At 57.4% G+C, this 15517-nt stretch carries 13 protein-coding genes and 1 tRNA gene; 7 read left to right on the top strand and 7 right to left on the bottom strand.

The window, feature by feature from the left end; genetic code table 11:
* Position 1 precedes the first annotated feature (1 nt).
* Entirely contained in the window at positions 2–1939 is a 1938-nt protein-coding gene (locus IMX17_RS09005) for a MacB family efflux pump subunit (protein WP_033642649.1), read from the bottom strand.
* Positions 1936–3141, bottom strand: coding sequence for an efflux RND transporter periplasmic adaptor subunit (locus tag IMX17_RS09000; RefSeq protein WP_182264714.1), 1206 nt, complete (start codon positions 3139–3141; stop codon positions 1936–1938). The genes IMX17_RS09005 and IMX17_RS09000 overlap by 4 nt, the downstream gene beginning before the upstream one ends.
* A 216-nt stretch (positions 3142–3357) precedes the next feature.
* On the opposite strand from IMX17_RS09000, the gene cho reads away from it, so the two are divergent.
* From cho to IMX17_RS25355, 5 genes are all read left to right on the top strand, one after another.
* Positions 3358–4206 (top strand): excinuclease Cho, encoded by an 849-nt coding sequence (gene cho, locus IMX17_RS08995; protein ID WP_193549629.1) that lies wholly within the window; start codon positions 3358–3360, stop codon positions 4204–4206.
* 112 nt (positions 4207–4318) lie between these two features.
* Positions 4319–4415, top strand: a tRNA-OTHER gene (locus IMX17_RS08990).
* A 186-nt stretch (positions 4416–4601) separates the two neighbouring features.
* The gene (locus IMX17_RS08985) at positions 4602–4901 is read left to right on the top strand and encodes a sigma-S stabilization anti-adapter protein IraP (protein ID WP_193549628.1); all 300 of its coding nucleotides are present in this window, start codon (positions 4602–4604) and stop codon (positions 4899–4901) included.
* A gap of 123 nt (positions 4902–5024) precedes the next feature.
* Positions 5025–5528, top strand: a complete 504-nt coding sequence (locus IMX17_RS08980; protein WP_033642651.1) for a YlaC family protein — start codon at positions 5025–5027, stop codon at positions 5526–5528.
* Between the two features lie 69 nt (positions 5529–5597).
* Positions 5598–5729 (top strand): hypothetical protein, encoded by a 132-nt coding sequence (locus tag IMX17_RS25355; protein ID WP_015377413.1) that lies wholly within the window; start codon positions 5598–5600, stop codon positions 5727–5729.
* A 61-nt stretch (positions 5730–5790) separates the two neighbouring features.
* Here IMX17_RS25355 and IMX17_RS25350 read toward each other — a convergent pair whose 3' ends face one another.
* From IMX17_RS25350 to mdoC, 5 genes are all read right to left on the bottom strand, one after another.
* A complete protein-coding gene (locus IMX17_RS25350; protein ID WP_033642652.1) occupies positions 5791–5919 on the bottom strand; it encodes a hypothetical protein in 129 nt (42 codons plus the stop codon).
* A gap of 243 nt (positions 5920–6162) precedes the next feature.
* On the bottom strand, positions 6163–7884 hold the full coding sequence (locus tag IMX17_RS08975) for a potassium/proton antiporter (RefSeq protein ID WP_004927894.1): 1722 nt from the start codon (positions 7882–7884) through the stop codon (positions 6163–6165).
* Between the two features lie 283 nt (positions 7885–8167).
* On the bottom strand, positions 8168–8392 hold the full coding sequence (locus IMX17_RS08970; RefSeq protein WP_033642653.1) for a hypothetical protein: 225 nt from the start codon (positions 8390–8392) through the stop codon (positions 8168–8170).
* A gap of 302 nt (positions 8393–8694) precedes the next feature.
* Complete coding sequence (locus tag IMX17_RS08965) at positions 8695–9711, bottom strand: acyltransferase (protein ID WP_164106098.1); 1017 nt, start codon at positions 9709–9711, stop codon at positions 8695–8697.
* Between the two features lie 217 nt (positions 9712–9928).
* Complete coding sequence (mdoC, locus tag IMX17_RS08960; protein ID WP_046899246.1) at positions 9929–11059, bottom strand: glucans biosynthesis protein MdoC; 1131 nt, start codon at positions 11057–11059, stop codon at positions 9929–9931.
* Between the two features lie 259 nt (positions 11060–11318).
* On the opposite strand from mdoC, the gene mdoG reads away from it, so the two are divergent.
* Positions 11319–12887 carry a glucans biosynthesis protein MdoG gene (gene mdoG / locus IMX17_RS08955; protein WP_169539530.1) on the top strand — a complete coding sequence of 523 codons (1569 nt, stop codon included), beginning with the start codon at positions 11319–11321 and terminating at the stop codon, positions 12885–12887.
* Entirely contained in the window at positions 12880–15438 is a 2559-nt protein-coding gene (gene mdoH, locus IMX17_RS08950) for a glucans biosynthesis glucosyltransferase MdoH (protein WP_033650723.1), read from the top strand. The genes mdoG and mdoH overlap by 8 nt, the downstream gene beginning before the upstream one ends.
* Positions 15439–15517: the final 79 nt, after the last annotated feature.

The following is a 15517-nucleotide window of genomic DNA, read 5'->3' as shown; positions in this document are numbered from 1 at the left end:
GTTACTCGCTGGCCAATGAAACGACCGGATCCATCCTTGCCGCTTTGCGGGCGGGGAGATAACCGAAGATCATGCCGATTAAGGTTGAACAGAAAAACGCCGTGGCGGCGGCTTGCCAGGAATAGATGGCGGTGAACATGCCGCCCGCCAGCGAGGTGAACAGCGACCCGGCGGCGAACGACAGCGCGATGCCTAAAGCGCCGCCGATCAGACAAACCAGCACCGCCTCTATCATGAACTGTTGCATGATGTCGCTGCGCCGCGCGCCGACCGCCATGCGCACGCCGATTTCGTGGGTGCGTTCGGTCACCGAGACCAGCATGATGTTCATCACGCCCAGGCTACCGATCACCAGCGCGATGGACGCCACCATCAGGATCAGCAGGCTAAAAGTCATTGACGTGCGTTCGATGGACTTTCGGATTTTATCGAAGTTGTACAAACGGAAATCTTTTACGCCATGGCGTTGGGTCAACAGCTGTGTGATAGCGGTGACGGCCGATTCGCTGGCGACATTGTCCTTTAGCCGAACGGTGATGCCGCTGAGCGTCGGTTTGCCCACCATGCGATACATCACCGTGCTGTAGGGCATCCAAACAGTGATGCGATTGGGCGCGTAGTTGCGATTGCTTTTCGCCACACCGATCACCCGGGCTGGCACCGAGCCGAGAAACACGATCTGGCCGAGCGGCTCGACGCCGAAATCGCCGAACAGCGCCTGGCGCGCATTGTCGTCGATGATCACTTCCTGCAGCGCATTACGATCGTCGCGGAAAGTCACGCCTTGTAACAGCTCGACGCCGTTCACGCGGAAATAGTCGCGCCCGACGCCGGTGATCGAGGCGGTGGCGGATTTGCTGCGAAAACGGATGCTGTCGGAAGCGTCTACTTCCGGGCTGACGCTGTCGACGAAGCTTTGCTGCGCCAGCGCGTCGGCATCGGCCGGCACCAGGGTGCGGATGCTGTCGATGGCGTCGTCGAAGAAATCGCGGCCCGGATAGATGCTTACCACGTTAGTGCCGAGATCTTTGAGGTTTTCCAGCGTGCGCTGTTTGGCGCCTTCGCCCAGCGCCACTACCGTGACCACGGCGGCGATGCCGAAGATGATGCCGGTCATGGTCAGCGCGGTGCGCAGACGATGAGCGTTCATCGCTTTCAGCGCCATGTGCAGCGATTCGCGGGTGCGGTCGATCAGGCGTTGCCAGCCGCTTTGCCGGCTGCGGTTCGGCGGCGGCAACGATGGGCCGGACGCCGACTTGCGGCCGCTGTCAGCGATGATCTTGCCGTCTTGCAGTTCGATGACGCGCTGCGCATGTTGCGCCACTTTCATATCGTGGGTGACGATCACCACGGTATGGCCGCGCTGATTCAGTTCGCTCAGGATCGCCAGCACTTCCTGACCGGATTGGGTGTCCAGCGCGCCGGTCGGTTCGTCCGCCAGGATGATCTCACCGCCGTTGATCAGGGAGCGGGCGATGCTGACGCGCTGCTGTTGGCCGCCGGAAAGCTGGCCGGGTTTGTGGTCTTCGCGTCCCTCAAGCCCCAACCGCGCCAGCAATTGCGCCGCCCGCTGCCGACGCTGATCGCGCCGGGCGTTGGCGTAGATGGCCGGGATTTCGACGTTGCCCAGCGCGCTGAGATCGGGCATCAGGTGATAGCGCTGGAAGATAAAACCGATATGTTCGCGGCGCAGGCGGGCCAATTCGTCCGGCGACAGGTGGGCGGCGTTCTGGCCGCTGATGTAGTAATCGCCGCGATCCGGCACGTCGAGGCAGCCCATGATGTTCATCAGCGTCGATTTGCCGGAGCCGGAGGCGCCGATGATCGCCACCAGCTCGCCGGCGGCGATGGTCAGATCGATATCTTTCAACACCGTTAACGCTTGACCGCCGTTGGTGTAGGTTCGGCTGATGCCTTTTAGTTCGATGATCGCGTTCACAGGAAGATGCCATCCTCAGCCGATTTGGCGGCGGGCTGCGACAGCACCACGGTTTCACCGGCTTTCAGGCCGCTGAGGATCTGAATGTCGACATTGTTGGTGATGCCGGTGGTCACTTTGCGCGTTTCCAACCGCTGGTCCTGGGTCAGCACCTGCACCTGCTGCTCTTTGCCATCGATTTTATGCACCGCCTGGATCGGCACCAGCAGGGTGTTCTTCGCGTCGCCGAGCAGCAAGGACACCTGCGCGGTCATGGCGATGCGCAGGCGGTTTTCCGGGTTTGGCACGTCCAGCAGCGCGTTGTAATAGACCGAGGCGTTCGAGGTGCCGGAGCCGGAAGCGGAGCTGGCGCCGGCGAGCGAGTCGTCTTTCATCACCGATTCCGGCGCCAGCTCGATGGTGCGCAGCGTGGCGTCGTAGCGCTTATCCGGATCGGAGAAAATAGTGAAGTAAGCCTTTTGTCCCGGCGAAATGCGGGTGATGTCGGCTTCGGAGATCTGCGCCTTGATGGTCATCATATCCAGCCGCGCCAGCTTGACGATGGTCGGCGCACTTTGGCTGGAGTTGACCGTTTGTCCCTGCTGCGTAACCACGGCGATAACAATGCCGTCCATCGGCGCAACCACGCGGGTATAGCCCAGATCGATTTTTTTCTTCTCGACTTCGATCTGCGATTGCACCAACTGCGCATTGAGCGCCTGCAGATCGGCGCGAGTGGTGGCAAGCGAGGCTTCGGCGGTCTCGAAGTCTTCCCGCGAACTGGCTTCGTCGTTCAGCATGCGGCGCTGGCGTTTGAAACGAGACTCCGCCTGTTTCAGCAAGGCCTGTTTGGCTAACATATTGGCTTTGACTACGTTCAGCGCCGCTTCGGCGTTGCGCAGATCGTTGCGCTGTTGCAGATCGTCGATGTCGGCGATCGGTTGCCCTTTGGTGACGCGATCGCCCAGCTTGACCTTCAGCGATTTGACTTCGCCGGAGACGCGGGCGCCGACGTTGACGCGTTCGATGGCATCCAGCCGCCCGGTGGCCAGCACGGCGTTTTCGATATCGCCCAGGCGGGCCGGCGCAGTAACGTAATCCTGCTGCGGCGGGCGTTGCCAAAAGATGGCCAACGCGACGACGACGGCGATGAAAACGATGGCGGCGATCAACGCCAGACGGCGGGAGGGGAGTTTCAGTGATGACATACCCAGGTTTTCCATAACGATAAAAGCGGCGGTTCCAGTCTGCCATCATGGCAGCGCCAGCTTGAACTGGCGCTAAACGTGAGGCGCTTTCCCGCTGGAAAGGGGATAGTAAAGGCTTTCCCGTTAAAGATCACGGTGAGTTATTATCCGCCGGGTGTGCAACCGGCTGCGTTGGGCGTTATACTGGGTAAAAAACCAGTATTCATTCATCAGCAGGATAATGCCACCGCCATGATGCCAAACCGCCTCGAGCCAGAACTCGACATTTATCAATACCCGGAGCACCTGCGCGCCTGCCTGGCGCCGTTGCCCAAAGGGCCGGGCGTGTATGTGTTTCACGGTCAAAGCGAGAGCCTGCCGCTTTACATCGGTAAAAGCGTCAATATACGCAGCCGGGTGATGGCGCACTTCCGCGCGCAGGACGAGGCTAAAATGCTGCGCCAAACACGACGCATCAGCTTTATCGAGACCGCCGGCGAGTTGGGCGCATTGCTGCTGGAGGCGCAGTTGATCAAACAACAACAGCCGCTGTTCAACAAACGTCTGCGGCGCTCGAAACAGCTGTGCGCGCTGCGTTTGCAGGCAGATGCGGTGACGATTGCTCACGCCAAAGAGATCGACTTCGCCGTCACGCCCCATCTCTACGGACTGTTTGCCAATCGCCACGCCGCGCTGGAAAAGCTGCGCGCCATCGCCGACGAGCATCGTTTATGTTACGGCAAGCTGGGGATCGACAAGCTGCCGGCGGGGCGAGCCTGTTTCCGCTACAGCCTGCGCAAGTGCGCGGGCGCCTGCTGTGGCGTAGAGTCGGCGCAGGAGCATGCGCTGCGGCTCAGCGCGGCGCTTGAGCAGCTGCGCATCACCTGTTGGCCGTTCGCCGGGCGCGTGGCGCTGGAGGAGCAGGGCGAGACGCTGCGTCAGTACCATGTGATCCACAATTGGTTTTATCTGGGCTCGGTCGGCAATCTGGCGCAGGCGAAGCGGCTACAGAGCGCGGCCAGCCATTTCGACAGCGATGGCTACAAGATTTTGTGCAAGCCGCTTATCGCCGGCGATTACCCGATTATTGAGCTGCCGTAAGGCCATAACGCTGGTGATAACCTAAGACTTATCCGTAAAATCAGGGCATTATGCTAAAAAAGCTTGAGTCCATAATGTTGTTATGGATAATAACGCCCCGAAGCGAAGGAACGCGCTATTAACTCAGTTGGCAGAGTGATTGGTTTTATAATGGCTTGTTTTGGCTTGAAAATTGATAGACGCGGGTTCGAGTCCTGCATAGCGCGCCAGCTTTCTTTCACTTCATCTCATCGCGCTTACCGTAAAGCGCACCCGGGTTGATTTGCACTATCGACTCCTCGTTGGGATTTTCGGGTGTGCTTTACCGTAACCGCTGGCTTTCCTTCCTCTTTCTCTCTCGATCCTTTGCTAAACTGTAATCAGGCAGGTTTGCTGCCCGGCAACAGGAGGTCGATATGTCCCACTCCGAGCAACTGCAGGAACTCTTGCAACGCGTCGCCGCCCTCGAGGCGAGAGAGAAGGCGCTGACCGCCGCGTCCAACGCTTACCAGGCGATTATCACCACCATGTTGGGCAATATGGAGAAGACTGAACGGGATCGCATCATCGCGATGATCGAGCAGGCCCATGAAATCGCCTACGCCCGCGCCATTCAACGCAGCAACGAACCGCAAAAGCAGAAAATCAAACAGGCCGACGACGTGGCCCAGCGCATGTTCATGTTTGCGCAAGGCAAAGCCGCTCAACCGCGCTGAAGCCGAACTATAACAGTTGCCGCCATTAAGTTGGTTAACTGATCTACCCGGCAAAACTGTACTTGTGTTACTTTTAGCGGTGAGATTTGATGGCAATGCTGTTTCCAGCATAAGGTTGTAACGATGGACGCGATTAAAAGCATCTTGGTTAAAGAGATTGAACAGATCAATCGGCGCGAAGGGCGCGACGGCAAGCCGCGCTTCAACAGCGAATTCGCCCGCACTCACCGCTATTTGTGCCTTGCCATGTTCGCCGGTTACTTCGCGGTGATCGCCGTGATGTATCAGGTGCCGTACATGGGGATGTATGCCTTCCTCGGCTTCACCGCCTTTGTGCTGTTCATGTTCGCCATGCTGCTGATCGAGATCCGGCCGGTCTACCGCTTCGAGGACATCGGGGTGCTGGATCTGCGGGTGTGCTATAACGGCGAGTGGTACTTCACCCGCGCGCTGTCGCCTTATGCGGTGCAGCAGTTGCTGGATGAGCCGTCCATCGGCGCCGCGTTGAAACAGAAGATGCGGGTGATCATCGGCAACAAGGGCGAAATCGACTTCTACGACGTGTACGACATGGCCTACGGAAAAAAGCCGCAGGATGAGCCACCGCAGCTGGCGGCGGCAAACTGAAGGGTTTCCGGCCGGCGGCTTGTGGATTATACTCAGCGTTTGAACGCGAAGCAGAATGAGGACCAAGCGATGAGTGATGATATTTTCGATTTTGATATCGATGCCGAACTGGCGAAAGCCGAAGAAAAAGCGGCGCAGAAGGTAAAAGAGGTCCCTGAATTCCTCGAAGACGAAGCGGACTGCGAAGGTTGCAAGATCTGATCGCCTGACCCATAAAAAAACCGCCGCGGCGGTTTTTTTTTATCTCTGAGCGTCCCCGGTATCAATCCAGCATGAATCCCCAGATGAGGAATGCCGCCACCAGAATCAGGCAAAGCGCGGACACCGTCACCAGTATTTTCCCCAGAATGTCTTTTTCTTGTTCCCGCTGCGTCACGTTGAAATTATCCAATTAAAAGTCTATGGACCAAACCGGCGATGCTGAGATCGAGCGCCGCTACGCCCAGCGCCATGATCATCATCACCGAAAGAAATCGAGTCTTGCCGTTCACATCCCTAATCCCCGTTGGCGCCGCTGTTAAATTGTTTTTATATCAAACGGATATAATTCAGCGACGCCGTACTTCATGCATCATGATAGTGATTAAGAACGTTCTTAAGGCCAGAAGTTCCCTCATCTGATAACGCGGCCGCGTTAGTCGGTCACGATCCTGACGCCTATCTTGCTGACCTGATTGCCCTCCATTTCGGCAATGGTCCAGGTCAGGCCGTCCCATTCCACTTGGTCGCCGATCACCGGTTCACCGCCGATCAGCTGAATGACGAATTGCCCCAGCGTCTGTTGCTCGTCGACATCGTCTTGCAGATTGAGGCCATAAACCTGCGAGATGTCGCTTAAACGGGCGTCGGATTGCAGGATAAAGTCGCCGAAGAAGCGTTCGTCGAGCGTCACGGCCGGCGCTTGGCTAAACAGTTTGCCGAGGATCGGCAGATCGTGCTCATGGCCGATAACGCACAGGATATCGTTCTCGCGCAGCCGGGTACTGCCGCTAGGGTGCAGCAGCTCTTTGCCGCGGAACAGGGCGGCGATGCGGGTATTGGGTGGCATTTTCAGCTCGCGCAGCGCGGCGCCGACGCACCAGTTTTCCGCCGAAAGCTGATACACAAACTGTTCCCACTGGTTTTCCGGGTGCACGTCCAGCCCAACGCGGGAGATCGGCGTCAGCGCCGGTGGCACGATCACCTTGGCCTTTTTGGCGGCGAACGACAGCGTGGTGCCTTGCAGCAGCAGGGAGACCAGCACCACGAAGAACGCCACGTTAAAGAACAGCTGGGCGTTGGGCAGCCCGGCCATCATCGGGAACACCGCCAGGATCACCGGTACCGCGCCGCGCAGGCCAACCCAGGAAATAAAGCCGCGTTCGCGCAGGGTAAAGCTGCGGAACGGCAGTAGGCCGATAAACACCGACAGTGGGCGTGCGAACAGGATCATCCACAGCGACAGCAGCAGGGCAGGGATGGCGATCGGCAGCAGCTCATGCGGGTTGAGCAGCAGGCCGAGCACCAGGAACATGCCGATCTGGCTGAGCCATGCCAGTCCATCGAAGGTTTGCACGATGCCGTGACGGTTGCGAATTGGACGGTTGCCCAGCAGCAGGCCGCACAGGTACACCGCCAGAATGCCGCTGCCGTCCAACGCGGTGGTCAGCGCGAAAATAAGAATGCCGCCGCTCACCGCCAGCAGTGGGTAGAGGCCGTCCGCCAGCTTGATGTGGTTAATCAGCGTCAGCAGCAGCCAGCCGCCGCCGAGACCGAAGACGATGCCCATGCCGAACTGCTGCATCAGATGCAGCGGGAAGGTCCAGCTCAGCGCGGTTTCCCCGGCGGCGATCATCGCAATCAGCGTGATGGTGAGAAATACCGCCATAGGATCGTTGCTGCCGGACTCGATCTCCAGCGTGGCGCTGACGCGTTCGTTCAGCCCTTTGCCGCCCAGCAGCGAAAATACCGCGGCGGCGTCGGTAGAACCGATGATGGCACCGATCAGCAACCCCTGCAGCAGATCGAGATTGAACAGCCAGGCGGCGGCCATGCCGGTCAGGCCGGCGGTGATCACCACGCCGACGGTGGCGAGAGACAGTGCCGGCCACAGCGCCACGCGGAACGAGCTGACCCGGGTGCGCATGCCGCCGTCGAGCAGGATCACCGCCAACGCGAGGTTGCTGACCAGATAAGCGACCGGGTAATTGCTGAAGACGATGCCGCCGGGGCCGTCAACGCCGGCCAGCATACCGATCGCCAGGAAGATCACCAGGATCGGAATGCCGAGCCGGGAAGAAAATGAGCTGAGCAGAATGCTTGCCCCCACCAGCACGGCACCGATGACGAACAAGCTGTTAATGGTGCTGGCATCCAAAATATCGTTCTCCTGAGGCTGGGGGATAGGGGGCACTGCGCGTGTTTCGATGATAACGTGTTTAGTGGGTAAAACGCCAAGGCTGATTGCGAAAACAATCGATCAATTATTACCCTTTGGTGCGATTAAACTAAGAAAGTGAGGGGAAGAGGTGAAATTCTGCCTTTTATCCAACATTATCAGGCTACTGTATTTCGGTTTTGGCAACAATGCCGGGTTTGCTCGGCGGGAAAAACCATTAAGCCCGCGCAGGCAGGCTTAATGGTTTGCAGGCGCGGTAGGGTTAATGGTCGAGCGATTCCAGCGAGCGTTTGATCAGCTCGGTGGCCAGTTTGCGTTCCGCTTCGGAAATGCCGTCGAGATTGAAGTTGGAGAGCTCAGCGACCAAAACGCTGCGTTCTTTACCGCTGATCGAAGCATCCAGCGCGGATAGCAACCTGCTGAGGATCTTCAGCAGGGTGGCGTTTTCCGCTACGGCTTCCTGAGCCTGTGTATTTTTATCGGTCATTCAAAATCCTCTCTGTCGTGACGGAAGGGAGAGACAGGTAACGCCATCGAATCAATCAAGCGATCGCGCAGCCCTTCGGGGGTTGAGCCCAATCACTACCGTAAGGCAGGGATCCGGATTTCTACTTATGCATTGCAGTTATAACGGCCAGGTTATCTATGCCGCCGTATCACTTTGCCTTAACGGACGACGTCAAGCTGAACAATGTGTGCTCTGTGTGACATGGGGAAGAAGACGCAACCGACAGGTTGCGCCATCAAGTATAGTGTCAGGAACAGCGGGCAGGGGCGGCGGAACCGCCCTCAGGAGATTTTTTCTTTTTGCAGACGGCTATTGAAGCGAGGACGCTCCAACAGAAAATTGAGATGCAGGCGCTGTATCAGCAGATAAGCGATAATGGGCGCGCTCAAGCCAACCAGTGTGCCGAGGATCGCATGCGCCGGCCAATTGCTGACGTGCAGAAACTTGGTCAGTATGATGCGTAAACCGCTGGTGGCGAGGATATGCATCAAATAGATCACCATGCTCAATTCACCGAGTCGGCGCAGCCAGGAAAGCTTCGTTTTAGCCAACATAACCGATAGGGTGACGATGAAGAAGATGGCTTCAACCGCCAGTATCAGGGAGAAACTTCCTGCATCGGTATACAGCAAGCCGGAATAGCCGTGGAATCCCCATTGCAGTGCGATAAACGCGAACAGGGAAGCCAACAGCGAGCCAAAGCCCAGATTGGCGATGTGAGAAGCATAACGAACGGCCAAAGCGCCAAGCAGGAAGAAGATCAAGAACCGGGTGATGTAATCGAAATGGAAGGCTTTGGTGAGGTTATCTTGGTAGAGATACAGCCCCATGCTGATGACGATCAACACCGGCAGAAGATAACGGTATGCATCTTTGCTATACAGTAAAGTTGCTAACACAAAGACCATAAACAAGGCATACAAGAACCAAAACTGCGCGCGAGGATGCGTAAACAGCGCCAGGACATCGCCGAGGCTCGAAGGATTATTGGTGTAACGTGACAATAAGACTTCCACCAAGCCTTGCAGCAGCGACCAGATCACATAGGGGTAGACGATGGTATCGATCTTGCTGATGACGAAGCGAGTCTTGCCCTTTCTCTCCAGCGACTGCGTAAAAAACAAACCTGAAAGGAAGAAAAACAGCGGCATATGGAAGCTGTAGATAACGCTGTCTGTCAGTTGATAGAACGAGCCGGGAAGTTGAATGCCTGCGCTGTATAGACCGCGGTTGACGTGGCCGAAAACCACGAGAATGATGCCGATCCCTTTTGCATAATCGACCCATGCTTCTCTCATATGTGTACCTTGCCCAGAAAGTAACGCAACTAATTTATAAGTATCAATAGTGAGCGTAACAGGCAGTTGCCGTTTTGCAATGCGTCCCAGGGATTAGGATTAATATTAGGAAAATGCTCAGGGTGCTGCCGATGCCGCAGCGGTAATGGAAGGGACCATAACATTGATGCGGTTAATTTCTGGGCGATAATTCATCACCCAGAAATGGCGTAAGACCTTATTGCGGCTTGCCGGAGAACAGGAAGCGCAGCACCGGGATGCGCTTGTGCAGCTCATATAAAGCGAAGGCCAGCGAGAACACAAACAGCAGGCCCAGCAAGAACCCCAACAGGTTGTTGCCGATATAAGGCGTCACGAAAGCGCCATATATCAGGGTCAACGGATGGTGCACCAGATATATAAACAGCGAGGCGTTGACCAGATAGGTGATGCGCGGCGAGTGATAATTCAGCAGGTTATGCCCGAAAGAGAACACCACATTGGTCATCAGGATCCCCATTAGGGTTTTGATCACCACTTCCAGCTCGAACATATAGCTGCTGTGCGCCAACAGTTTCTGGTTCAGCATATATGCGATAAACAGCAGCAGCGAGCCGAGCAGCGCCAGCGGCGAACGGCGCAGAAAAATCTCTTTAAGCCACACATACTTAAACGCATAGGCGCCGAGGATGAAGAACGGCAGGTAGAACATCGTCTCCATCACCACGAAATTGAACAGGCCATTGGATAATAGCTGCGGTGCGAAAATTAAAATAATACGGTGCGCGGCCGAATAGCATACCGCATAAATAAAGAAACACAGTGAGATGTTTCCTAATCCACGCATTCTGTTTATTAACGCTGGAATAGACCCGTGGGTTTGACGCTTGATTTTGCGGAACAGATAAAAGCAGGCGAAGGTTAACAATGACAGGGTCAATAAGAACCACAGATGAGACACCAATTCCCAAACTGTTACATTTATTTTCTGATAGAGAGAAAACTCGTCCCAGCCGTTTAATTTATCGGTGAAATATTTCAGCATGAAAAATTGCGGCACCGTAATTAGCGGGATGGAGCTCAACAGCGGGATCGCCACCCGCTCCAGCCTGACCTTCAGCCACTGATGGCGCTCGTAACGCTCGTAGAGCATGTAGGAGAAGTAGCCGGAAATCACGAAGAACACCTGCATGCGGAAGGCGTGGATGAAGTCGTTCAGCACCGTGAGCGAGAAGGAGGGCGACGCGCTGTTTACCGCCCAGGCGTGGCTGGAATAAATCAGGGAAAGGTGAAACGGAATGCCGAGCAGCATCAAATAGGCTCGGATCGAATCGAGGAAAAACTCGCGCTGTTTGCTGCCTTTAGTCATAGATTACCGCTGGTGATTTAATCGGGTGCTCATTAACACGCTTAATAAGTCGTCAAACGTTAAATTGTTATCCGGAACCCTACTATAGCCCCTCGCATTTTTCCATAGCGTCTTGTTGCGCGGCTTGCTACGCTGGTGCTCCATCAGCTGCTTAAACAATGAGCCGTAAACATGAACCATCCATTTATCATGTTGTCGGAAAGCTGAGTAATCCATTAATATGGATTTAAATGATTTGAGCACACGAATAGGGGGGGATGTGCTAGTTAATATATTATCCGGACAACCACGCGCCGCGAGCGTTCGTTGGTTAGGTGCTACCGTATTGTTCACGCTGTTCAGTTCGCCGGCATGGGCCTTTTCTATTGATGATGTGGCCAAGCAGGCGCAGGATCTGGCTGCGAAAGGTTTCGAAGCCCCGAAGAGCAACCTTCCTTCTCAGTTCCGCGAGATGAAGTTCGCAGACTATCAGCAGATTCAGTTCAATCACGATAAAGCCTATTGGAGCAAGCTGAAAACCCCTTTCAAGCTTGAGTTTTATCATCAGGGGATGTATTTCGATACGCCGGTGAAAATCAACGAAGTCACCTCTACCAGCGTAAAACAGATCAAGTACAGCCCGGATTACTTCAACTTCGGCTCGGTCAAACACGATCCTGAATCGGTGAAGAACCTCGGCTTTGCCGGCTTCAAGGTGCTCTACCCGATCAACAGCGCCGACAAAAACGATGAGATTATGAGCCTGCTGGGCGCGAGCTATTTCCGCGTAGTGGGCAAAGGGCAGGTTTACGGGCTTTCCGCTCGCGGCCTGGCTATCGATACCGCTTTGCCTTCCGGCGAAGAGTTCCCGCGTTTCCGCGAATTCTGGGTTGAGCGTCCGAAGCAGGGCGACAAACACCTGGTGATCTACGCGCTGCTGGATTCCCCGCGCGCCACCGGCGCTTACCGTTTCACGGTGATCCCGGGCCGCGATACCACCGTGGACGTCGAGTCTAAAGTGTTCCTGCGCGACAAGGTGGGCAAATTGGGCCTGGCGCCGCTGACCAGCATGTTCCTGTTCGGGCCGAACCAGCCGTCGCCGACGCTGAACTACCGCCCGGCGCTGCACGATTCCAACGGTCTGTCTATCCATGCCGGCAACGGCGAGTGGATCTGGCGTCCGCTGAACAATCCTAAACACCTGTCCGTCAGCACCTATACCGTTGAGAATCCGAAAGGCTTCGGTCTGCTGCAGCGCGGTCGCAACTTCAAAGAGTACGAAGATCTGGACGATCGTTACGATCTGCGCCCGAGCGCCTGGATCGAACCGAAAGGCGACTGGGGCAAAGGCAAGGTCGAGCTGGTGGAGATCCCAACGGCGGATGAAACCAACGACAACATCGTCGCGTTCTGGACGCCGGATACCTTGCCGGAAGCTAAAAAACCGCTGACGCTGAGCTACCGTCTGAACTTCACCCGCGATGAAGACAAACTGCATTCGCAAGACATCGCCTATGTGGCGCGGACCATGCGTTCTACCGGTGACGTGAAGCAGTCCAACCTGATCCGCGAGCCTGACGGCAGCGTCGCCTTCCTGGTCGATTTCGTCGGCCCGGTGCTGAAAGCGCTAGACGCCAATACGCCGGTCGCTTCTCAGATCAGCATCGGCGACAACGGTGAAATGGTAGAAAACAACGTCCGCTATAACCCAGTGACCAAAGGCTGGCGCCTGACGGTGCGTCTGAAAGTGAAAGACGACAAGAAGCCGGTAGAAATGCGCGCGGCGCTGGTCAATGGCGATAAGACACTGTCGGAAACCTGGAGCTATCAGCTACCTGCCAATGAATAAGCCTACTCAACCCGCCCAGGATTATCTTGCGGCGCTGCCTCTGACCGCCGAGCGGTCGGAGGCGCTTACCCCTAAAACGGCGGATGACGCTCAGGCTCTGGAGGCGCTCCATCGGCAGATGGGCGCCGCCGACGCCAACGTCAATAGCCTGTCGGCGGATGACGTGGCGCTGGCCTCGGTCAAACCGCGTATCGAAAGCGCCTGGCCGGATGCGGTCAGCGATGACGACTTCGATACCGACGCCGAAGGGCGCGCCATTCTGAAGGCGACGCCGCCGATCAAACGCACCACCATGTTCCCGGAAGCCTGGCGCACCAACCCGGTGGCGCGCTTCTGGGATTCTCTGCTGGGGCGGTCGCCGCACAATCGGCACGCCACCAAAGAGGAGGCCGAGGCCGAGAACCGCTGGCGTACCGTTGGCTCCATGCGCCGCTATGTGCTGCTGGTGCTGATGCTGGTGCAAACCGGCATCGCCACCTGGTATATGAAAACCATCTTGCCTTACCAGGGCTGGGCGCTGATCGATCCTATCGCCATGCTGGATCAGGATCTGATGCAGTCGGTGCTGCAGCTGCTGCCGTATGTGCTGCAAACCGGCATTCTGATCCTGTTCGCCGTGCTGTTCTGCTGGGTCTCGGCCGGTTTCTGGACCGCGCTGATGGGCTTCCTGCAGCTGCTGATCGGCAAGGACAAATACAGCATTTCCTCCACCATCAAGGGCGATGAGCCGATCAACCCGGCGCACCGCACCGCGCTGATCATGCCGATCTGCAACGAAGACGTCGAACGCGTGTTCGCCGGCCTGCGCGCGACCTATGAGTCCGTCGCCGCCACCGGTCAGCTGGAACACTTCGATATCTACGTGTTGAGCGACAGCTACGATCCGGACATCTGCGTGGCGGAGCAAAAGGCGTGGATGGAGCTGTGCCGCGATGTCGACGGCCACGGCCGCATCTTCTATCGCCGTCGCCGCCGCCGCGTCAAACGCAAGAGCGGCAACATCGACGACTTCTGCCGTCGCTGGGGCGGTGAGTACAGCTACATGGTGATCCTGGATGCCGACAGCGTGATGAGCGGCGAATGCCTCACCGGGCTGGTGCGGCTGATGGAAGCCAACCCGAACGCCGGCATCATTCAGTCCGCGCCGAAGGCGTCCGGCATGGATACCCTGTACGCGCGCGTGCAGCAGTTCGCTACCCGCGTTTACGGGCCGCTGTTTACCGCCGGTCTGCATTTCTGGCAGCTGGGCGAGTCGCACTACTGGGGCCATAACGCCATCATCCGCGTGAAGCCGTTTATCGAGCACTGTGCGCTGGCGCCGCTGCCGGGCGAGGGCTCCTTCGCCGGTTCTATCTTGTCGCACGACTTTGTTGAAGCGGCGCTGATGCGCCGCGCCGGCTGGGGTGTGTGGATCGCTTACGATCTGCCGGGCAGTTACGAAGAGCTGCCGCCGAACCTGCTGGACGAGCTGAAACGCGACCGTCGCTGGTGCCACGGCAACCTGATGAACTTCCGCCTGTTCCTGGTGAAGGGCATGCACCCGGTGCACCGTGCGGTGTTCCTCACCGGCGTGATGTCCTACCTGTCGGCGCCGCTGTGGTTCATGTTCCTGGCGCTCTCCACCGCATTGCAGGTGGTGCATACCCTGATGGAGCCGCAATACTTCCTGCAGCCGCGGCAGCTGTTCCCGGTCTGGCCGCAGTGGCGGCCGGAGCTGGCGATAGCGCTGTTCTCCACCACGCTGGTGCTGCTGTTCCTGCCGAAGCTGCTCAGCATCGTGCTGATCTGGGCCAAGGGCGCGAAAGAGTACGGCGGCGCGTTCCGTTTGTTCATTTCGATGCTGATGGAAATGCTGTTCTCGGTGCTGTTGGCGCCGGTGCGCATGCTGTTCCATACCGTATTCGTGGTGAGCGCCTTCCTTGGCTGGGAAGTGGTGTGGAATTCGCCGCAGCGTGACGACGACGACACGCCGTGGGGCGAAGCGTTCCGCCGCCATGGCTCGCAGATGCTGCTGGGCCTGGTGTGGGCCGGCGGCATGGCGTGGTTGGATCTGCGTTTCCTGTGGTGGCTGTCGCCAATCGTGTTCTCGCTGATCCTGTCGCCGTTCGTGTCGGTGCTGTCGAGCCGCGCGACGCTGGGCATGAAAAGCAAACGCGCCAAGCTGTTCCTGATCCCGGAAGAGTACAATCCGCCGCGTGAGCTGCTGGCGACGGAAGAGTACCTGCATCTCAACCGCAACCGCGCGTTGACCAACGGCTTTATGCACGCGGTGGTCAACCCGTCCTTCAACGCATTGGCGACGGCGCTGGCGACGGCGCGTCACCACCTGCGCGCGACGCTCGATCGCAATCGCGAGGAGCGGGTAAATGAAGCGCTGCAGCTGGGGCCGGAGAAGCTGGTGAAGGGCAAGCGTCTGGAACTGCTGAGCGATCCAGTCACGCTGGCTCGTCTGCACCAGCGCGTCTGGCTGCTGCCGGAAGGCGCCGCCTGGCGTGAACACTACCAGCAGTTGCCGCACAACCCGCTGGCGCACCCAACGGGCCGGCGTTAATCGCTTAACGGCAACGCTTAGACGGGGAATGCGCATGGCGCGTTCCCCGTTTTTTTTACCTTTTGCCTGAGCGCGCCGG

The sequence above is a fragment of the Serratia sp. X3 genome (assembly GCF_014982455.1).
In the GTDB taxonomy this organism is placed as follows: Bacteria; Pseudomonadota; Gammaproteobacteria; order Enterobacterales; family Enterobacteriaceae; genus Serratia; species Serratia ureilytica.
Note: the sequence above shows the minus strand (reverse complement) of the source record. Positions and strands in the feature narration are given on the sequence as shown.